The sequence below is a fragment of the Clostridioides sp. ZZV14-6150 genome (assembly GCF_020657875.1).
Lineage (GTDB): Bacteria > Bacillota > Clostridia > Peptostreptococcales > Peptostreptococcaceae > Clostridioides.
Window position 1 is genome coordinate 36306 of the sequence record NZ_JAGWDA010000006.1, and the last position, 22327, is coordinate 58632.

The 22327-nt window shown below is 26.2% G+C and carries 20 protein-coding genes; 4 read left to right on the top strand and 16 right to left on the bottom strand.

The genetic code is table 11. The annotated features are described in order from the left end of the window. Positions 1 to 18 precede the first annotated feature (18 nt). The 7 genes from KGF41_RS08635 to KGF41_RS08665 all read right to left on the bottom strand — a co-directional run bounded on the left by KGF41_RS08635 (position 19) and on the right by KGF41_RS08665 (position 6957). Positions 19 to 1854 carry an ATP-binding protein gene (locus KGF41_RS08635; protein WP_227827438.1) on the bottom strand — a complete coding sequence of 612 codons (1836 nt, stop codon included), beginning with the start codon at positions 1852 to 1854 and terminating at the stop codon, positions 19 to 21. 148 nt (positions 1855 to 2002) lie between these two features. Beyond that, complete coding sequence (locus KGF41_RS08640; RefSeq protein WP_227827437.1) at positions 2003 to 2938, bottom strand: sugar-binding transcriptional regulator; 936 nt, start codon at positions 2936 to 2938, stop codon at positions 2003 to 2005. A 116-nt stretch (positions 2939 to 3054) separates the two neighbouring features. Next, entirely contained in the window at positions 3055 to 3366 is a 312-nt protein-coding gene (locus KGF41_RS08645; RefSeq protein ID WP_227856572.1) for a hypothetical protein, read from the bottom strand. A 49-nt stretch (positions 3367 to 3415) separates the two neighbouring features. Beyond that, entirely contained in the window at positions 3416 to 4300 is an 885-nt protein-coding gene (gene lsrF, locus KGF41_RS08650) for a 3-hydroxy-5-phosphonooxypentane-2,4-dione thiolase (RefSeq protein ID WP_227827435.1), read from the bottom strand. Positions 4301 to 4323: 23 nt separating this feature from the next. After that, positions 4324 to 5325, bottom strand: coding sequence for a dihydroxyacetone kinase subunit DhaK (locus tag KGF41_RS08655; RefSeq protein ID WP_227827434.1), 1002 nt, complete (start codon positions 5323 to 5325; stop codon positions 4324 to 4326). A 55-nt stretch (positions 5326 to 5380) separates the two neighbouring features. Further along, complete coding sequence (gene dhaL / locus KGF41_RS08660) at positions 5381 to 6001, bottom strand: dihydroxyacetone kinase subunit DhaL (RefSeq protein ID WP_227827433.1); 621 nt, start codon at positions 5999 to 6001, stop codon at positions 5381 to 5383. A 116-nt stretch (positions 6002 to 6117) separates the two neighbouring features. Beyond that, positions 6118 to 6957 carry a YihY/virulence factor BrkB family protein gene (locus KGF41_RS08665; RefSeq protein ID WP_227827432.1) on the bottom strand — a complete coding sequence of 280 codons (840 nt, stop codon included), beginning with the start codon at positions 6955 to 6957 and terminating at the stop codon, positions 6118 to 6120. 632 nt (positions 6958 to 7589) lie between these two features. On the opposite strand from KGF41_RS08665, the gene KGF41_RS08670 reads away from it, so the two are divergent. Then, positions 7590 to 7784, top strand: a complete 195-nt coding sequence (locus KGF41_RS08670; RefSeq protein WP_227827431.1) for a DNA-directed RNA polymerase — start codon at positions 7590 to 7592, stop codon at positions 7782 to 7784. Between the two features lie 135 nt (positions 7785 to 7919). Here KGF41_RS08670 and KGF41_RS08675 read toward each other — a convergent pair whose 3' ends face one another. Then, on the bottom strand, positions 7920 to 8348 hold the full coding sequence (locus tag KGF41_RS08675; protein ID WP_227841883.1) for an HTH domain-containing protein: 429 nt from the start codon (positions 8346 to 8348) through the stop codon (positions 7920 to 7922). A 255-nt stretch (positions 8349 to 8603) separates the two neighbouring features. Between KGF41_RS08675 and KGF41_RS08680 the strand changes: the two genes are divergently transcribed. Continuing rightward, positions 8604 to 8786 carry a hypothetical protein gene (locus tag KGF41_RS08680; RefSeq protein WP_227827429.1) on the top strand — a complete coding sequence of 61 codons (183 nt, stop codon included), beginning with the start codon at positions 8604 to 8606 and terminating at the stop codon, positions 8784 to 8786. A 90-nt stretch (positions 8787 to 8876) separates the two neighbouring features. Next, positions 8877 to 9851, top strand: coding sequence for a type II CAAX endopeptidase family protein (locus KGF41_RS08685; RefSeq protein ID WP_227841885.1), 975 nt, complete (start codon positions 8877 to 8879; stop codon positions 9849 to 9851). Between the two features lie 279 nt (positions 9852 to 10130). Here the strand turns inward: KGF41_RS08685 and KGF41_RS08690 are convergent, their stop codons facing one another. From KGF41_RS08690 to KGF41_RS08720, 7 genes are all read right to left on the bottom strand, one after another. Then, positions 10131 to 11828, bottom strand: a complete 1698-nt coding sequence (locus KGF41_RS08690; RefSeq protein WP_227856573.1) for a phospho-sugar mutase — start codon at positions 11826 to 11828, stop codon at positions 10131 to 10133. A gap of 62 nt (positions 11829 to 11890) precedes the next feature. Further along, a complete protein-coding gene (locus KGF41_RS08695; protein WP_227827426.1) occupies positions 11891 to 12481 on the bottom strand; it encodes an SGNH/GDSL hydrolase family protein in 591 nt (196 codons plus the stop codon). Between the two features lie 111 nt (positions 12482 to 12592). Continuing rightward, positions 12593 to 13390 (bottom strand): 3D domain-containing protein, encoded by a 798-nt coding sequence (locus KGF41_RS08700; RefSeq protein ID WP_227856574.1) that lies wholly within the window; start codon positions 13388 to 13390, stop codon positions 12593 to 12595. 304 nt (positions 13391 to 13694) lie between these two features. Further along, complete coding sequence (locus KGF41_RS08705) at positions 13695 to 14906, bottom strand: helix-turn-helix transcriptional regulator (RefSeq protein WP_227841886.1); 1212 nt, start codon at positions 14904 to 14906, stop codon at positions 13695 to 13697. Between the two features lie 225 nt (positions 14907 to 15131). Then, positions 15132 to 17210, bottom strand: coding sequence for an FtsX-like permease family protein (locus KGF41_RS08710; protein WP_227856575.1), 2079 nt, complete (start codon positions 17208 to 17210; stop codon positions 15132 to 15134). Then, a complete protein-coding gene (locus KGF41_RS08715; RefSeq protein WP_227840606.1) occupies positions 17200 to 17967 on the bottom strand; it encodes an ABC transporter ATP-binding protein in 768 nt (255 codons plus the stop codon). Before KGF41_RS08715 ends, KGF41_RS08710 begins: the two co-directional genes overlap by 11 nt. Before the next feature lie 306 nt (positions 17968 to 18273). Next, a complete protein-coding gene (locus KGF41_RS08720; protein ID WP_227827421.1) occupies positions 18274 to 19209 on the bottom strand; it encodes an alpha/beta hydrolase in 936 nt (311 codons plus the stop codon). 281 nt (positions 19210 to 19490) lie between these two features. On the opposite strand from KGF41_RS08720, the gene KGF41_RS08725 reads away from it, so the two are divergent. After that, on the top strand, positions 19491 to 20057 hold the full coding sequence (locus KGF41_RS08725) for a MarR family transcriptional regulator (protein ID WP_227856576.1): 567 nt from the start codon (positions 19491 to 19493) through the stop codon (positions 20055 to 20057). A 181-nt stretch (positions 20058 to 20238) separates the two neighbouring features. Here the strand turns inward: KGF41_RS08725 and KGF41_RS08730 are convergent, their stop codons facing one another. After that, entirely contained in the window at positions 20239 to 22275 is a 2037-nt protein-coding gene (locus KGF41_RS08730) for a thioredoxin domain-containing protein (RefSeq protein WP_227827419.1), read from the bottom strand. Positions 22276 to 22327 lie beyond the last annotated feature (52 nt).

A 22327-nucleotide genomic window follows, 5' to 3' on the forward strand; every position in this document is an offset into this window, starting at 1 on the left:
TTATTTTTTATACTTAATTTATAAATCCGAAAATTCTATTTCTAATTTCTTACTTAGCTCACTACTGATTTCTCTTTTATAATTGCATTTTTCACTATTATTTTTGCTTCTAACTGGCAACGAGACAATAAATTCACTTCCAACACCAAGTTGACTCTTTAAAGATATACTGCCATCATGCAATTCAACTAAAGATTTCACTAGTGAAAGCCCAATTCCACTGCCCTTAACTCTATAAGAAAGTTCATTGTCAATTTGTTCAAACCTATTAAATATTTTATCTATTTTTTCTTTTGGTATACCTATTCCACTATCAGATATTTTCATTTCAAACATATTATCTTTCACATATAAAAATATATTTATTTTCCCATTTTTTTTATTGTACTTAATTCCATTAGAAAGTAAATTCAATATTATTCTTTCCAATTTTTCTGAATCAAATAACATTGAAAATTCCTCTATTTCTGTGTCAAATGTAAGTTGTATATTATTTTGACTTGCAAAATCGGCTACAGACATACATATATCTTCCACAAATGATATTATATCAGACTCTTTTGGCCTAAAATCTAAGTATCCCGACTGCATTTTTGTAAAGTCTAGAACATTATTTACTAATCTCAATATTCTATTTCCATTTTGTTTTACTATACCTAGATTTCTTTTTAGAGTATCATTTGATTCTATTAAGTCTGCCTCTTTCTTTTCTATTACTTGTAATGAAGATGATATTAAATTTATAGGAGTTCTAAGTTCATGAGATAGATTTGCAAAAAACTCCATTCTATTTTTATCCATCTCTTCTTCTAATTTTTTTCTTCTACTTATATCCCTTGCTGTACCAATTATTCCAATGACACTACCATAACTATCAAAATACGGTCTTTTTGTAATCTCAATACACTTGTTTTCGTTATGTATAATCATATTTGATTCAAATGTAACAATCTTTTTATTTTCAACTACATCCTTATCACTTTTACATATCTTGTCTATTAGAGATTCTTCTGTTGATATTTTATGACTATTCTTACCTAGTAATTCTTCTTTATTCATACAGGCTAGATTCAAAAATCCTGAATTAAACCCAATATAATTTCCATATACATCTTTATAAAACATATTCTCTGGTATTGAGTGTTCAATCATTTTCATTAAGTTTTTTGAATCATAGTTTTTATTATTATATCCACTGTATATTACATTATCTATTATTCCTATAGTTCCTAAAAGTTCGTTTTCATCATATAAGAAATATTTTTCAACCATAAAAAATGTTTCTTCGTACTCAAATAATTTTTGTAAAAATCTTTTTTTACTAGATATTCCTTCTAAATAGTCATCCCTAAATAATTTTCCAGTTCGTTCTCCCCATACTTCTATATCATTTTTTCCAAATATATCTTTTGTAGTTTTAATTTTGTTATTTAATATTGATATTAAATTTTCACTACAATCTATATATATTCCTTCTTCATCTTTAACATAAGCTAGTTTTTCTTTTTTATCAAATGAATCGATTATCTGTCTATAATCGAATACAATTTTACTAAAATACAAAACTATGTACGTATCTCCAACTATTTGTTTTCTTATATTTATCCAATTTTTAAGTGCTGGAATATATCTTTTTATACAATCTACATTATCTGAGAACAACTCTTTGGAATATTTTTTTGCTCTAAATATAGGTAATACATCTAATATATTTTTATCACAAATTCCCTCTTCTAGTTTCAATACTTGACTCATACCTTTACTTATATATTCCACTCTATATTCTATATCTTCATGTTCTCTTATAATCTTACAGTATAAAAAAGGCACAGGTATATTTTTTATAAAATTCACATATTTATTATGGATTTCCATATCCTAACCACTACCTCTCAATGTTATTTATAATAATACTTCTTAAGTAATTATATGACATTTTTCTATTAATTATAACATATTTTATAACAAATATTTGTGAATAAATTTAATTTTATGTAATTTATTATTTGTTTATAATTATTTGTGTCGCTTTTTTTTCATCAGTAATGATATGTGTTATGTATCCAGTCTTCAATGCACCTGTTATTGAATCTATACTAGAATCTGAACATATAGCTATTACTTTTTTTGCCTTTTTTAATTTTTCAAGAGGTATTTGTATGACATAATCACTATCACTTTTAATTATTTCTCCATCTTTATTAAAATAATAAGATAAAAAGGAACCTATTGCTTTCTCTTTTGTAAGCTTCTTTCCAAATCTAATCGCAGTAGCTTGGTCTGGAACCTGAGGATAATTATCAACAGATAAAATTATTGTATCTATATTATCCCATTTTTTCTCCATACTTTGATAATTTTCAGTTTTCAAATAGATATTTCGTTCTTCACTACTAGTTGGAAATGCAGGCGCATATAAAAATACAGGACTAAATCCTGTACTATTTGAAAATACAGATATTAATTCATTAGGGTGATATCCTTTGTTTGGTATGTTAGCCATTCCAACCAATGGATATACTTCTCCTTTAAAAGTACAAGTATCCTCACTCTTTTGTATTTCTTCTATTATATTACCTATAGTATATCCCCATCCTATACCGACATTACTAACCTTAGGTAATTCTTCTTTTATATATTTTATTCCATGACTTAGTATAGTTTGTTGAGTTATATATTCGGTTTTAGCTTCTGGTACTATTAGTCCACCCCTAATGTTAAATATCTCTTTCACCTGATTCATCAGCAAATCATTACTAGAAAATAGTTCCCTAATCTCTATCTTTACTATTCCAATTTCTTTTGCTCTATTTAACATTTTACTTATTAATGGTCTTGACACGCCTAAAACTTTTGCAATCTCTGCTTGAGTTTTATTATCTTCATAATACATTTTTGATACTTCTACTAATTTCAACATTTCGTTTTCAATAGTCATATTTTCATCCTTTCAAAGCTGATTTTAAGATAAAATTATCTCATTAGATAAAATTTGTCAAGTTGTATAAAAAATTTAAAAAGCCCAGAAAAATTCTGGACTTTTTAGCTTAAATATTAACATTCTTGCATTAATTCAATTATAAAACCACCATTAATTATAAACGCACATTTTAAGTTATCTCCTACTTTAAAAGGTTCTAAAATTACTTCATTCTCATTTAGATATTTGTCCATGCTTTTTACTTTATAGGCAACATGAGGATTTTTTTGCATTATTTCTGGAAGTGGGCTTCCCTCAACAAATCTTAAATATTCATATTTGAAATCTGTGTATTTGGGGTCTGTTATATACACCTTCAATTCTTCATTAAACTCTTCATTCTCTTGTGGCTTATCTGTTATCACACCTATATGTACAAATTCCATAAATTCCCCTCCAATTATATTGAAACCTATATATTAAACTTGATTTATACTACTTATATTCTTCTTTTAATTCTTCAAATAACTTGTATGCTTGTTCTGGAGTATTATTTTCATGAACTACAGCCTTTATTGCCTTTATCATAGCTTTTGGGTTTTCTGATTGGAATACATTTCTTCCCATATCAACTCCTGCTGCTCCTTCATTTATAGCTCTATAAGCCATTTCTAACGCTTCTTTTTCTGGAACTTTTTTCCCTCCTGCTATGACTATTGGCACTGGACAAGCAGATGTTATTTTCTCAAAATCCTCACAATAATAAGTCTTTACTATACTTGCTCCAAATTCAGCTAACATCCTAGTGGCTAATAGAAAATATTTCGCAGTTCTTTCCATCTCCTTACCTACTGCAACGACACCCAAAACTGGTATTGAATATCTATTTCCCATATCTATTGTTTTGACTAAATTTTCTATAGCCTTACATTCACCTTCAGCCCCCATAAATGTCTGTATAGCTAAGCATGATGCATTCATTCTTATCGCATCTTCTATATCAACTCCTATAACTTCCCTACTCATATCCTCTCTAAGTACGGAGCTCCCAGCTGAACATCTAAGTGCTATAGCTTTATCTTGAGTGGGATTTATACACGTTCTTAAAGCCCCTCTTGTAGCCATAAGACAATCTGCATCTTCTATAAGGTCAGGGATTGAAAGGTCTAATCTTTCCAATCCTTGAGTAGGACCCATTATATATCCATGGTCAAAAGCTAGCATCAATGATTTTCCTGTTTTAGGATTAAATATCTTTGATAATCTATTTTTCATTCCCCAATCTACATTGTCCATTCCTTTTAAATAAAAACTCTGTTGAAGTGGTTTTATCCCTATTCCATAATCTTTTGGTAATATTATTCCATCTTTATCTGCCATTTTTTATCTCCCTTTAATTTAGTCTAATTTTTTTTAAAGTAAGGTGTATTGCATGGTGAATTGAAATATCTCAATAATTCATCATCCATTCTAGCTATAAATAGTTGGAATCCAGCTGTTTCTTGAGTAGTCAAAAGTTCTCCAACACAATTTGAAACTATTTCTATATTTTTTTCTTGTAATATTTTATGACACTTTCTATAAACTATTAACATTTCCATTAAAGTAGTAGCTCCTGAACCATTAACTACTAACATTACTTTTTCACCATCTTTGATATCCAAATCCTTTATTAAAGCCTGTGTCATTATTTCAGCAGTTTCATCAGCAGACTTCATTTCCATACGTCCACCTCCACCTTCTCCATGTTGCCCCATTCCTATTTCCATTTCATTTTCTCCAAGTTCAGAAATTACCATACCTGTAGATGGATGAGTTGCTCCTTTACATGCAACAGCTATAGTTGCCATATTATCAGCAAATTTTTGTGCTATTTCTGCAACTTCATCTAAAGATTTTCCTTCTTTAGCAGCCCCTGCAGCTATTTTATATAAAGGTATACATCCGACCAATCCTCTTCTATCATCACTATTTTCTCTTGGTGCATTTGCTATATCTTCTTGAGTAACAACTTTTCTAACATTTAATCCTTCTTTTTTAACTTGTTTCATAACAAGGTTTCCTGTCAACATATCTCCAGCATGATTAAGAACTACAAATAATACACCTTTCCCTTTGTCTGCCATCTTTATAGCCTCTAAACAAGAATTTGGTCCTGGAGCGGCAAATACATCTCCGACTACAGCTATATCAACCATTCCATCCCCAACAAATCCACTTAAAGCTGGTTCATGACCTGCTCCTCCTAAAGTAACTATTGTTACTCTGTCTTCTTCTTCCAACTTTTTGTTTATTACTAAATTTGAATCTGTAACTCTTAGTAAATCCGAATTTGAAAGTTCTAAACCTTCTAAAACTTCTCTAGCTAAATCTTCTGGTTGGTTAATAAATTTTTTCATTGACATGATAAATTCCCCCTATTAAATTTGTTATATTGATTAATTGCTTTGTTAATCTTTTTTATAATGCACTATATAAACCTTTAAACATTAATGATATAGAAACAGCACCTGGGTCCATATGCCCTAAACTTCTTTCTCCTATACTTTTTGCTCGTCCAAATTTTGCTATGTAAGTTTTAGTGTTTTCTGCGCCTTCTACTGCTTTCTCATAACTCACTTTAAAAACATCTTTTATGTTGTCACTTTCAGTATTATACATAGCATCTATTGCTGGGTATAATGCATCTACTAGTGTTTTTTGACCTACTTTAGCAGTAGAAATAAGAGATAAATTTTCTCTTGCTTCAATAAACATCTCTTTTACTTCTTCTATTTTAAGTTCTTTTTTATCTTCTATCCCTTCAGCCATTCCCTCAAATATAGTTCCCCATAAAGGACCTGCTGATCCCCCATTTACATTCATACATAAAGTACTCAAATCTTCATTAATTGATTTTATACTATCATCATCATGTTCTTCTAAAGCTCTTTTTCTCATACAATCCGCTATTCTATCTATAGTAACTCCATGGTCACCATCTCCAACTATACCATCTAGTTCACATAAATATATCTTATTTTCTTTTAATATTTCTGCTGCACTTATTAGCATTTTTCTCCATGTAGCTGTTGACAACATTGAATCATCTCCTTAGCAATATCTTAACTCAATATTATCATATGTAATAACAAATGTAAATTATTTTTAGAAAACGTTTTTACAAAATTTACATTTGCAATATTAAATACCAATTTTTATTTTAATATTTCATTTCTTATCTTTCTAAAATACAATCTTGAATTTAATTCATAGCCTACAACAATAACCCAACTACTAAAATATATCCATGTCATAAGTACAATTATTTCAGCTATACTTCCATATATTACTTCATAGTTAGCATAATAATTTGTATAATAAGAATAGAAAAATGATACTACAAACCAAGCAAATGTAGCAAAAATAGCACCTGGAGCAGATTCTTTCATAGTCAAACTCTTATTAGGTGTATACTTATATAAAAATGTAAATATTACTATTATTGTTGCAATACCTACAGTGTATCTTAGAATATCCCATATTTTTATGAATATCTCATCTAATCCTATAAAGTTAAAAATAAAGTAACCTATCTTCTCTCCATAAACCAAAAATATCATAGATAAAAAAATCAATACCAAAAGCATAATTGTAAATAAAAATGATATAGATAAAATTTTAAAAAAAGACCTAGTTTCTTTAACCTTATAAGCTCTATTCATTCCTTTAATAAGTGCTTTTACTGCTCTTGAAGATGTCCACATAGTAAGTACAAAACTGACAGCTAAAAAATTTAAACTTCTATTGTCTATTGCAGAAACTATAATTGAAGATAATACATCAAAAGCACTCTCTGGCATCATATTTCTAAATAAGGCTATATATTTATTTAAATGAAGAACTGGTATATATGCTATAGAACTTATTGTAAATATCAAAAAAGGAAATATAGACAACATTAAGAAAAAAGATACTTCTGCTGATTTTGAACTTAATTCACTGTAATTAGATTTTGCAACTATATACTCAATTAATTTTTTATCTATCCCAAACATAAATATCCCCTTTTCTCTAATATTAATTTCATTATACAATATTAATTATACTCAGATTCATGCCATAATATAATTATTTAAACAAAAATAACATAAATAAAAACTGAAAATAATAATTCTACTAACATTTTAATTTTCTAGGCAACGAAAGTAAAATTATAATCTTGAATTAAATAGATATTATTAGGTTATAATTATGATTATATACAAGCTTCTAGTGGTATTAATTTAAAAAGATGAAATTAGAGATGTATTTTCTAATTGAATTGACAACATAAAAGAGTTTTTAGCAACAACAAATAAAAATATTAAACAAACTAGTATTATCAGGGTGACTTTTAATTTTATTATCTTTTCTTCTTAAACAATTATTGATTATGTAAAATTATATCAAATCAATATTAATCTTATGTTTATAATTTAAGAAATATATAATAAATGTTAAATATTTATGGTTATAATGTTTATCTTTCGAATAAAATACATTATAATTAAAAGTAAAGTTACAAATTTGCTATAATTTTAACAAATTAATTTTCAGAATTATACAAATTTTACATTAATTGTTAATACAAAATCTATTTAAATAATATTTTTATACTCAAAAATAAATAAAGTGGAGGTCTTAAAATATGAGTAACTTTATAGTATGTAGTTATTGTGGAGAAAAGATGGATAAGTCTAAAAATAAGTATATAACTTACTCTGAAAAAGATAGTTGTAATGAAATAAATATTTGTACTAATTGTGCTTTAGATTTGTTTGAAAAAACTAATGAAAAATCAAAGATTAAATATGCAAAAGCTTTAACAAAACAAATAGGATAAAAACACAATATAAATTGGATAAATAAGAAAAGCACCTTTTAACTATAGGTGCTTTTTCTATGTATAGATAACCTATGTATAGATAACATCATAAGATATTTAGGTAGATTAATACAGATATTTATACTTATCTCTTTATATTTCCGTATTTTTAAATATTAAACTCAGATTCATAGCAGTAGCACATATACTATATTTTACTTCTGTTGGCAAGTAATCTACTCCATTCATAAAATCTACAACATATTGTTCTTCAACATGTGCAACTTTAGCTATAAATTCAACATTAAGTTCATATGTATCGATTAGTAAACTTAAAATACCTCTAATCCTAGAATCTGAATCAACATCTATAGTATATTCGAGTTGCAAAACAAAATTTATCCATTTTACCCATAAATCTAAATCTGCTGTAAATTCTTTTTCATATTTTTTATAATTTCTTAATTTTTCTGATTCTATTTTAATCAAATTTGATAAAATATTTTCATTTATGTAATATTCATCAATTAATTTATTAAGTAAAGGCTCTATGTAATTACTATCTATCTTTTTTACTTCCATATAAATTAAACTCCTATAAATAAAATTATTAAATGTATTTTTATTGTATCACACTTATATAGTTTTAAGTATAATAAAGCAATTCTAAAACCTTGAAATATAAACTTTTTTATTTCTTTATTTTTCATTGTAATATTTTAGTAACTCTTTATTCTTATTCTCTTGCTATACTTTGATTAAGAAAGTTAAATATAATTTACTGATTATTTTATGAAAAACATTTTGAAATATTAATATTTACGAGGAGGAAATACAATGAATAAAAGAGCAAAACAAGCATTTCTTCAAACAATCCCAAACTTAATAATTGTATTATTAGCAGTCATATTTACATTTTATACTAATACATTTGACCTTGATTTAAAAGTATTACTTTTATTACCTATAGTATATATTGCTTTATTTTTATATTATTATACAAAAACTAAGAGAGATTAATAGTAGGTCTGAAAAATAAATCTATTTTTAAAACAAATGTCTTTAAAGTTTACATACTAAAAAAATATACTGTAAAGGAGGTTACTTTTATTGAATTCACAAGAAAAATTTATAAACTTATTAAATCCAATATATATTGAAAATGAAGTAAAAAGAAAGAAAATCCAAATTATAATATTTTTTTCTATAACTTTTGGACTTACTTATTTACTAGGTTTACTATTGTATTTTATGAAGTTTATTAAACCAGAAAATTTTGCATCATTCATGATGATTTTACCATTATCCTCAGTTGCCATTGCAAAATTTTACACTGAAGGGAAAACTAACGATAAGTATAAGTTTTATTCACTAATAATACTGTTTTTTCTTGCTTATTTTTTGTTATTTATTATTGAATCATTAAATTTAATAAATAATGATAAGTTAGAAATAATGAATCTTATATTAACTTTTTTAAGTAGTTTATGTGTTATTATTTATTCTTTTAAATCAAAAGATTTATATCTTCTAAAAAATTTTAAAATAAGTGCTTTATTAATTATTTACTTTATATTTTCTCAAATCATATTTGGATTGATGATAAGTAAAAACCAACTTAACTATAATGGAATTTTATATTATATGCTTACTCCCTTAACATCATTAATATCTATTTATCATTTTTTATGTGAAGAATATGGTTGGAGATATTATCTACAAAATCTCTTTTTTGATAAATTTTCTAAAAAAACAGGTGTCATAATGGTAGGTATTTGTTGGAGTTTATGGCATTTACCGCTACAATTTACATTATATAGCCCAGAAGCTCCAATAATTGGAAGTACAGTGCATTTGATATATGGAATTGGACTTTCTATATTTTTAGGTTATGTTTACATGAAAACTAAAAATATATGGGTTTGTTCTATAATTCATGTTTTAGTTAATAGCTTATCTCTTATAGTTCTTGACAGCGACGCTGAAACAATTTCTAGCTATTATAATATTGTAGAACGCCTAATATTTATATCTTTATTTTATATCCCGTTTCTGTTTACAAAAGAGTACAAACAAAATATATAAAAATTAATATCAATATATCTTATGACAATAATCTCATATTATTTAATTATCAAAAATATACAGTTGTATAGAATTTAATAAATCATTCATTACAAATATAACAAAAAAATATCAAAACAAATAATTAAAATAATAATTTTCGTAAAATACTTTTTAAATAAAAAACTGACTGTCAATTAAATGTCAGTCAGTTTTTTATAATGCTTTTATTTAAATACAAATAAAATTGCATCTTTTAATACTTATTTATTATTATTCTATGTAGCAATTTAGTCTGTTTTATTTTAATTTTGATACCATAATATCTATATATTCTTTTAAACCTCTAAGCTTTTCATCTGCTTCAACATCACTAGTTCCTTTTACAGCTATATAAAATTTCAGCTTTGGTTCTGTTCCTGATGGTCTTATAGCTACCCAAGACTCATCTTCCAAGAAATATTTTAAAACATCAGACTTAGGAAGATTATCTACACCATTTTTATAGTCTTTTTTATCAATTACCTTTATATTATTTATACAATCAATTTGATTTTCTCTAAAATAAGATATTATCTCTTTTATTTTTTCCACACCTTCTATACCTTTTAAAGTTAAAGATATAGTCTGTTCTTTAAAGAATCCATATTTCTTATACAGTTCTATTAAGCCTTCATATAAGCTCATACCTTTTGAATAGTAAAATGCTGCCATTTCAGATATTAATAATGATGAAACAACACCGTCTTTATCTCTTGCATGAGTTCCAACTAAATAACCATAACTTTCTTCATATCCAAATACATAATTTCTATCTTTATTTTCTTCAAATAATTTTATTTTTTCACCAATAAATTTAAAACCTGTAAGAACATTTAGTACATCAACATTATTTTCTTTTGCTATATCTGCTCCAAATTCTGATGTAACTATAGTTTTTATCATTGTAGGATTTTCTTTTAATTTGTTATTTTCTTTTAAGCCTTCTATTATATAGTGTGTCAACATTCCACCAATTTGATTTCCTGTAAGTAATACATATTCACCTGTAGTAGTTCTTACAGCTACACCTACTCTATCACAATCTGGGTCAGTTGCTATTACAAGGTCTGCTCCTTTTTCTTTTGCAAGTAATATTCCTCTATTTAAAGCTTTTTTTTCTTCTGGATTTGGGTAATCAAGCCCTGCAAAATTTGGGTCTGGATTTTCTTCTTCTGGAACCACTAATATGTTTTCAAATCCTACTTCTTTTAATGCTCTTCTTATTGGAATATTGCCAGTTCCACAAAGAGGTGTATAAACTATTTTAAAATTTTTACCTACGCTTTTTACTAAATCTTTTCTTATAACTTGACTTTTTACAGCTTCTATAAATTCAGTATCCTGTGTTTCGTCCAATAAGACTACTAAATTTTTATTAGCTTCACTTAAAGTTGGTATTATACTATAATCATGTATGCTATTTACTTTTTCTGTTATTGCATTTGCAATATCTGGCATAACTTGTGCCCCATCTTCCCAGTATACTTTGTATCCATTGTATTCAGGTGGATTATGGCTAGCTGTTATAACTATCCCTGCTATTGCATTTAGATTTCTAACAGCAAAAGACAATTCTGGAGTAGTTCTTAAACTATCAAATATATATGCCTTTATACCACACGCTGCTAATGTATTTGCAGATTCTATACAAAATTCTCTAGATTTATGTCTATTATCATGAGCTATTACTACACCCCTATTTTTTTCTTCCTCTGTAGTATTTTCTAGTATATAGTTTGCCAATCCAAAAGTAGCTCTTCTAACTGTGTACTTGTTGATTCTATTAGTCCCTACTTCAATTACACCTCTAAGACCAGCAGTTCCAAATTCTAAATCCTTATAAAATCTATCTTCTATCTCTTTTTCATTATCTTTTATTTTATCTAATTCTAGTTTTGTATCTTCATCAAAATATGAACTCTTTACCCATTCTTCATAAGTTTTAGTATAATCCATAATAAAATCCTCCCTATTTTATCCATTTATTATAATTGCATAGATAAATCTTTTTTATACAATTATGACTCTTCTATATACTTATTAATTGACTTAATAAAAATATTTGCAATCATTCTATGACCTTCCTTAGTTGGATGTAATCCATCAAAATATAATTTTTTATATCCTTCCTTTTCCATACTTTTATTATATTCAGAATAAAAATCTACAAAATCAGTATTAAATGTCACACTAAATTTTTTTATCCAATAATTGTATGACTCTAACTTTTTTGATACTGTATTAAAATCCGTAAAGCTACTCCAGTCTTCCCTAACATTTGGAATATCTGGTTTAAGTGGTATACCTATTATTGGTATAATATTTTTAGCATATGCTTGATGTACCATAGCCATTATATTAGAATTAATAACTTCATTTCCTGCTCCAGCAATAAAATCATTAGTACCACCCATTATAAAAACTATATCGGGAGAATTCTGTAAAACATCTTCATTAAATCTAACTAACATACCACTTGTTGTATCACCATTTATACCCTTATTTATTATTTCTAATCTAGTCTCTTGACTCACAATGTTTGTCCATGAATTACTTCGTGATACACCAAATCCATATGTTAAACTGTCTCCTAAGCAGACTATTTTCATCTTATCCCCCCCTTAGCTATATTTTTTCTGTTTCAAGAATAATCTAACAGTTTAATTAATTCATATTTTATACTTTTTTTCCTTCTAAGTAAAGTTATTATATTCACTAAATTAATATACATATATATCTAAACTCTGTCTTCCCCAATTAGATGCTTTTCCTTCACTATTCATAAATATATCTATTCTGTTACCTTTAATTGCACCTCCACAGTCTTCTGCAACAAATGTCATGCCTAATCTAGGTATATATACTTTTGTTCCATATGGTATTATATTTGAGTCAACTGCAATTACTCCCCATCTTGGCGTTGTACCAGTAGATGTTATAGTATCTCCTGCATATGCAGTAGCAACCACTCTCATATGTTTTCTTCCTCTTGTATTTGCTCCTCTTGATGCAATTAAGACTTTTTCTTTAGTTCCATTTTTTATAATTTTTGCAGTTGGTTCTTTAGAAATTACTTCTTTTGATAAGACTTTTTTGACTAGCTCCCCATCATGGTAAGTTAAATTATAGACTAGTTTTTTCTCTCCTTCTATTCCCTCCTGATAGACTTTAGATTTTCCTTTTACTAAATTGCTATCATTCACATGTTTTGTGTCAAATGGTATTTTTTCAAATTCTTCTTTTTGATTTTTAGTTACTTTAACAACCTTAATTTTCATATTATCCTTTAATTCTGTATTCAAACTTGGATTAATTTTATCTTCAGAATTGTATTTCACTCCCTGTTCATCCAAAAGTTCTTCAACTGTCTTTTTAAATGAAGATACTTTTTGTTCTTGGCCTTTAACAGTTAGACTTATCTCTTCTTTATTTAATATAGAATATATGCTTACTAAACTCATTAAAATTGATACACTTAATAAAGATGATATTATTATTTTCTTTTCTCTTTTTTCCATAATATTTCCCCTTTCATGTTCAAATTTTAAATTAACTTATTTATTACAGTTTTAATCCTATATTATATATGTATATTATAACTTTCTAAATTTATGTAACTTTTTTGTAACTTCTAAATTTATTTTATTCATAATTTTTTTATATTCTACGGTTAATGACTTATTTCATACAAATTAAATTTCTATGTTTGATAACTTATTTTATAAAATAAAAAGCTAGAAATAAGATATTTACTTTATTAAGTATCCTACTTTCTAGCTTTTTATTTACTAAGTTTAGGTTGTCACACTAAATATTTATTCATTATTTATCTTTTAACATTTTCTCCAATTCTGAAACCCTTTCAATTATAGATTCAAAAATTGGTTCTTCTCTTAATTCATTAAAACTATTATCATTAAACATGATGAGTAAATTAGTATATACATTAAAAGTATATGAATTTTTAGATTTTACTTTATCAAAAAACGTCATTTGACTTGTATCTGAACTTTCATGTAGAGGATATTTTTCTAATATTTCTTTTAGACCATATAAAGCTTCTTTAGCTTCTTCTTTCATATTAAAAAATAAGAGATTTAAAGATAGCTCTATGTAGTCCATGTATATTCCAAAAAAAGCTCCCCTATTTTCACTAAATTTCTTCTTTATTTCTAAAGATACATTTGCATATCCTAATGACTTATTTTTTATATATTCCATTTCTTTATCTGCTGTTTTTTTGTCATAACTTCCATCATCTAACTCTTTTTTTAATTCTTTATATTTATTTTTACATACATTAATTAATCCTTTACAATCCAGAGTTGTATTAAATACATCGCTAAATAATTTATTTTGAAGTAATGTTTCTGCTTCATCTAGTCTATTTTGACTTAAATATATCATAGCTAAATTAACACTTGTGTCTCCTATTGGTTTATGTATCATATTTAAATATAACTCTGCCTTTTCATAATCATCTAACATATAATATGCATTTGATAAAATAATAAGTGCTGTTTCTTTAATCTGAATATCATCTGTATTTCTCACTATATCTTCAAGAATATTTGTTGTTTCTTTAATTTTACTATTGAATTTATCTTTACCAAATTTATATGAGTACATTTGATATAGCGAACTTATTTTTAACTTTAACAGATAACTTTGAGGATATTTCTCCATATACATATTAGCAAGTCTTTCTACAGATTCTAAATCTTCTTTAAATTCTTCTAGCGGTTCTTCTGTTGATAAATCAATTTCTACTTTAGCAAGAATTGCTTCTAGTTCTTTATAAACTTTCATTGCTTCTTCTTCACTTAAATCTACTTTATAGTTTAAAAGTTTGTCAACAGATACATTAAAAAAATCTGCTAATACTGGCAATAATTCTATATCTGGATAAGAATTTCCACTTTCCCATTTAGATACTGCTGGTGTTGACACTCCTATAAACTTTGCTAATTGTTCTTGTGTTAAACTTTTTTCTTTTCTCAGTGTTTGTATGACTTCACCTATTTTAATTCGCATATATACCTCCTTAATGTATATCTCTTAATTTAAGTATATTAAAAAAGCATTTATTAGTAAATTGAGGTAAAGTTAACAAAAGACTTATAATTTAACTATTGGTTAAATTATAAGTCAAAATCTTATCTTGCTAACCTAAAGTAGGTAAATCTATTAATTAAGTTTGTATAATCATAGCTTAATTAATAGATTTCCTTAGGTAGTCTATTCAAAAACTTAATTTATTTACATGCTTTCATTTATTATATTTAAACTTTCAAAGAAACTTGAGATAAAATAGATTCCATATATGATTAGGACAATACTCATTGTTAATAACATATTTGTGATAATTCCCATTCCTGTCATAATTGGTACTACGATAAATAACACTTTTGATATAAATAGAGCATTTATAATAGCTAACACTAAAGGAGTTGCAAATAATATAAATACTTGTGCAAATATAGCTTTTTTCATATCTTTTTTATTTACACCAAGCTTTCTTAATAATTTAAATCTTTCTTTATTGACTGTTGATTCCATAAGTTGTTGTAGTGCTAATATTGCACCTGCTGATACTAGAAGTATAACACCTATATATATTGCTACAAAGGAAAATGCAGTATTTAAAGCTTTTTTTTCTCCATCTATAACTGATTTATAGTCAATACTATAGTCACCAGAATTATTAACTTTACTTTGGAATTTATAGTATGCTTCCATAAATTTATTTTCTAGACTATTACTTTTTTCTTTATAATTAATATTTAATGTAACCATAATAGGATTTAAGTTTTTTACTACAATATCAGGCACAATTAAAGTACCATTATCTAATGGAACTACATTTGTATTATAAGAATTAGTATATAGATTTGTCTGGTTTAAATTAAGCTTTACTCCATTTACTGTAATATATTTTGATTGACTATTAATATATTTTTCATAAAATGCTCTGTAGTCTTCTACAGCACAGCTTATTGCAAATTCATTTTTATTTAATTTTATTTCTTCTAATCCACTTTGTTTTCTGGTAGCATTATAATCACTAAGTGAAACAATAGCAAGTTTATTATTTTTCAATTCAGTTGTTTTTTCACTCTCATCAATTGCAAAATCATACTGACTTATATCTTTTAAAGAGTATATCCTTAAATCACTTGTACTAGATGAAAATGAAGATAAAGGTAATTTATTTGTTATTAAAGTATCTTTAAGTGAAGGTATTTCACTGTTTATATTACTTTTTTCTGTACTGTATTCAACAATATTATCTCCATCCATAAAAAGTCTAGATAATGTTACATCATAAGGAGTTGCTTCTTGTAAATCAGTTATTAAGTATTTACCAAATGATATACCAAAAGGTATCACTATCATAGAAGAAAATAATAGCAAACAAATTACAGTGATAGACATACTCATTGTCTTAATACGACTACTTATTTGACTTATTACAAATGGATTTAAATTTTTATAATATACACGTCTATGCTTCTTTATTTTTATCATTATAAAATCAGATACTGACATAAAAAAGAAATAAGTACCTACTAACATAAGAATTATACATATCCCTAATATAAATGTAGATGGTTTTACTTTTAATGGTAATATATATGATGTCACAATTAACACAATAGACAAAAAGAATAATATTAAGTTAGTTTTTTTCCCTTTAGCAATAGAAACCTCATTCTTTTTATTTGCATTTAATAGGTCTATTAACTTATATTTGTTTATTGTTTTTTTATTAAATTTATTAACCAATAATAATACAATTCCAAAAAATACTACCGTTTTGACAGTTGTAAATATTGAGAAAGAAAATCCTGATGATGATACCCCTAACATTTTCAAAGCAACTATACTGAGTCCTTTTGAAATAAATACTCCAAACATGATGCCTGTTATTAAAGCAAATATACCTATTATCACTGTTTCCTTAAACATTAATTTATTTATATCTCTTTTATCCATTCCAAGAATCGTATATATACCAAACTCTTTTTTACGCTTTTTCATTAAGAAATTATTGGCATATACAATTAAAAAGCCAAATATCATACATACTACAATTGAAAAAACACCCACAATACCTCTAACTAATCCAATACTTGAACTCAGTAAAGCATTGCCACCAAGCATTGCTATATCATTGTCTAGAGAATTAAAAGTATATAAAATAGTAACTCCAAATGTAAGAGTTATAAAGTAAATCAGATAATTTTTCATACTCTTTTTTACATTATTTAGAGCTAATTTTTTAAATGCGCCACTTGATACTCTAGAGACATAGTCATTATTTTTATTAAAAAACATCTTTATCATCACCTCCAAGAAGTGATATTATTTTTATTATCCTATCAAAAAATTCTTGTCTTGTATTATTACCACGAACCAACTCATTGAATATCTTTCCATCTTTTATAAATAATATCCTTTTACAATAACTAGCTGTAAAAGCATCATGCGTAACCATTAATATTGTAGCTTTCAATTCTTCATTTAAAACTTCAAGATTCTCTAAAAACATTTTTGCTGACTTGGAATCCAAAGCACCTGTAGGCTCGTCCGCTAATATTAGTGATGGATTTGTTATTATAGCTCTTGCACATGCTATTCTTTGCTTTTGTCCACCAGACATTTCATATGGGTATTTATTAAGAATTTCATAAACCCCTAATCTATTTGCTATATTTTTTATTTTAGTATCTATTTTTTTTGGGTTAATTCCATTGATAGCCAAAGCCAAAGCTATATTATCATGTGCTGTAAGTGTATCTAATAAGTTAAAATCTTGAAATATAAACCCTAATTCTTCTCTACGAAATTTAGATAATTCATCTTCACCCATAGTAGTTATCTCTTGATTTCCTATATAAATACTACCTTCTGTTGCTTTATCTATGGTAGAAATACAATTCAGTAAAGTAGTCTTACCACTTCCAGAAGCTCCCATAATACCAATATACTCTCCACTTTCAACTTCAAAGCTAATGTTATCAAGAGCTTTTGTAGTATTCCCCCTACTTTTATAGTATTTTTTTATATTTTCTACACTTAATATTTTATTCATATCTACTACCTCCGTTAAACTCTGTTTTATTTCTTAAAAAAATTAAATATTTTTTATTCTTTTTATAGATTAACTTAATTTTCTTAAGAAAATATAGCTTTAAAACAAAAGATTTTCTTAAGATTTCGATATACTCATTACTTTAAAGTAAGAAAATAAAAGAGAGTATTTCATTTATGATAAAAAATCATTTTGAAATACTCTCTTTTTTGTTCTTTATATGCAAAAACTAGCTCATTCAAATAGCTATATAAAACTGAGTCTAATACTAATATTTTATTTATATATCATTCATATATTACTGCACTACAAAATTCCTATTTTTTCATTTAACCAACAAATAACATCTTCAAAAACTTCCTCTTTATTTATCTCATTCAATAATTCATGTCTTCCACCTTTATAGAGTTTACATGTTACATCTTTTACTCCTAGATTTATATATCTATCTCTAAGTCTCAAGACACCCTTACCATTTTTACCTATAGGGTCTTTATCTCCAGATATTATGTAAATAGGAATATCAAGTGGTATCTTTTTTAAGTTTTCTTTATCCTCTATTTCTTTTAATCCTTGTACTAAATCGTAAAAAAAGCCACAAGTACATACAACCCCACAAAATGGGTCATTTATATATTTTTCAACTTGTTCTTTATCTCTACTTAACCAATCAAATTTAGTATTTTTATTTCTTCTTATGCTTTCTCCTCCAAATATTAAATCATTTATTTTATTGCTTCGAGAATTTCTTCCATGCTTTTTAATCTCATGATTAATTATTAGGTGAGCAAAATTTAGAATAATACCTTGTTGTCCATTTGAACCACATAATATAAGACCAGATAAATTATCACTGTAATCCATTATGTATCTTTGGCTAGCAAATGACCCCATACTATGTCCAAACAAATAAATTGGCAAATCTTTATTTTCCTTTTTTATAATACTTGTTAAAGTATTCATATCTTCTACAAGACATCTAAAACCTTCTTCTTCAGCTAGATGCCCAACATTCTCTACTGTCTTTGCAGTTTTTCCATGTCCTCTATGGTCATTTATATACACTATATATCCATTTTTAGTAAGCTCTTTAGCAAAAACTTCATACCTTTGTGCAGTTTCTGCCATTCCATGGGCAATTTGTACAATTGCCTTTGGGTCTTCTATACTTTCATCTTCCCATTTATATGTATATATATCTAAATCTTCTTTTCCTTTGAAAGTAAAATTTGTACACTTCATAATTACTCCTCCAGCCTGAATTTATTCAACATATTAACTTATATACTATATTACTACAATTTTCAAGTCAAAAATGTTCTATATAAGTTTCTTACTTATTAATTATTAGTATAAATTGCTATACAAGTGTTTCTCTAAATAACTATATAATAATTTAGTTATTGAATATTAATTATTTAGAAAGAACATTTAACTATACTTGGACATCATATTGACATTATATTCAATTCGTGATATTCTGTTTTCGTCAAAATAATATCTAAATATAAAGGAGATATTTTATGGATTATTCAAATGAATTGAAAGAATTGTTTCTAATGAATCAAACATACGCAACTCTTTTTACTCTTACAAACAAAATACAAATAGAAGGTGATAAGTATTTTGATGTACTTACTTCAAGACAATATATGACTATTTTATCTATTCTTCACTTGCCAGAAGAAGAAACAACATTAAATAATATTGCACGAAAAATGGGTACAAGTAAACAAAATATAAATAAAATAGTTGCTAACCTTGAAAAAAACGGATATGTTCAAGTAATTCCAAGTCCAAATGATAAAAGAGCGATTAATGTAAAAGTTACAGATTTAGGAAAACAAGTTATGATAAAATGTGGTAAAGTTGGAATAAACTTTATGGCAGATGTATTTCATGAGTTTACTCAAGATGAATTGGAAACTTTGTGGAGTTTACTAAAAAAAATGTATCGTTTTAATGGCGAAGAACAAGATGGATTCGAAGAAGATGCTAACTTTGTAGAAGATGAAGAAATAGATAAAATTAAATCTGAAGCACTTAAAGAATTCTCAAAAAGAAGAAATAGAGTAAATAAAAAGGACTAATAACCTCTATAATTTAAAATAGGTATTAACTTTCTTAAGAGTAAAACAGAGTATTTATTTGTATAAAGTCTAAAAGTTACTTCATATTGATTTAAGGACTAAAGACAATTAAATTAATGCTTATTATTTATTAAAAGAACTCAGTATCAAGTATCAATACTGAGTTCTTTTAACATTACAATTAGTCTCTCATAGAAATTATATCATTTAGTTTTTGTGAATCATTAAATGGTTGACTACAACTATTATTCTGACATACATAGTAAGTAGTTTTGTCATTTTTTAATTTATAATTATTTAAAAAACCTATCTTAGTATTTTCTTCATTGTATTTTTTTACTAAAAAAGTTGCATTTGGTACAAAATTTTCACTTACTAAAGTCTTAAAACCAATCAAATCAGAGTTTTCCTTTAAAATACATATGATTTCCTTTGTAGGATAAAGTTCATACATTAACGAAAGCATATAGAAACTATATCCAGTTGGTGAATTTTTTATACTATCTGAATAAAGTTTTAATTGCTTATATGACAATTCTTCAAGTTTATTATCACCAGTAATCTTTGCAAGTCTTATAAGATTATATAATTGTACAGAGTTACCTGATGGAATAGCTCCATCATACAAATCTTTTGGTCTTGCTATTAAATTTTCACTATCTTTACCATATAGGTAAAATCCACTTTTTTCATAGTCCCAAAAAAGCTCAATACAATTTTCATTTAATTTTAATGCTTCTTCTAAATACTTTATATCAAATGTTGATTCATAAAGTTCTATATATGCCCATATTAAAAATGCATAATCATCCAAATATGCTAAATAATCAGCACTTCCATCTCTATATCTAGCTAATAATCTACCTACTTTATTCACAAGATTACTATTTATAAAATCAAGACACTTATTTGAATACTCCAAATATGTATCATTTTTTAGAGTCTTATAAGCCTTTGCTAAAGCTACTACCATCAATGCATTCCATGATGTCAGTATCTTATCATCTTTATGCAAAGAAGTTCTTTCTTTCCTATATTCAAATACCTTTTTACTCAAATTAGCTATTCTTTCATTATACTTATCGTATTCTTTATTTTTTATAAGATTAGGAATACTTTTTCCCTCAAAATTTCCACTATTAGTTATATCAAAGTAATCATTAAAGAATTTTCCATCTTCTTCACCTAATATATCAATTATTTCAAGTGGATTAAATGTATAAAATTTACCTTCCTCTCCCTCACTATCTGCATCTTGTGCTGAATAAAATCCACCTTCTTTATCTTGCATCTCTCTAATTACATAATCTATAGTTTTTATCGCGATTTCTTTATATAGCTCTTTCTTGATTATCTTGTATGCATCTAAATAAGCAACTGTAAGCATAGCATTGTCATATAGCATCTTTTCAAAATGAGGTGCTAACCATTTTTTATCAGTGGAATATCTTGAAAAACCAAATCCAATATGGTCAAATAGACCTCCTCTGTACATTCCATCTAAAGTTTTTTCTACCATTTTTAATACATCTTCATCTTTTTCTATACTATAGTATTTCATCAAAAACATAAGATTTTGAGGACTTGGAAATTTAGGTGCATTCCCAAAACCACCATATTTATCATCATAAATAGCTTTAAATATTCTAACTGATGAACTTAACATATCTTTTGATAAATCACCATCTGTATTTTTTACTCCAAAATCATCTTTAAGAGCCTCTACTATTTCATTTCCAGATTTTATAAGCATATCTTTATTTTTATTCCATTTTTCAGATACATTTTCCAATAAATCTATAACGCCTGGTCTATTATATCTTGAGTATTTTGGAAAATAAGTTCCTGCAAAAAAAGGTTTTTTATCAGGAGTCATTATTATGGTCATTGGCCATCCACCACTACCTGTCATTGCTTGACAAACTGTCATATATACACTATCTATATCTGGTCTTTCTTCCTTGTCTACTTTTATTGCTATAAAGTTTTTGTTCATTATTTCAGCAACTTCTTCATCTTCAAAAGATTCATTTTCCATAACATGGCACCAGTGGCAAGTTGAGTATCCAATACTTAAAAATATCGGTTTATCTTCTTCCTTTGCCTTTTTAAAAGTTTCTTCGTTCCAACTGTACCAATTTATTGGATTATATGCATGTTGTAAAAGATATGGAGATTTCTCATTTATTAAATTATTAGGTTTTTTATTAGTTGACATAATACCACCTCATTTATTATTTTGTTATATGTTTTGCAATAAAAAAATAGAT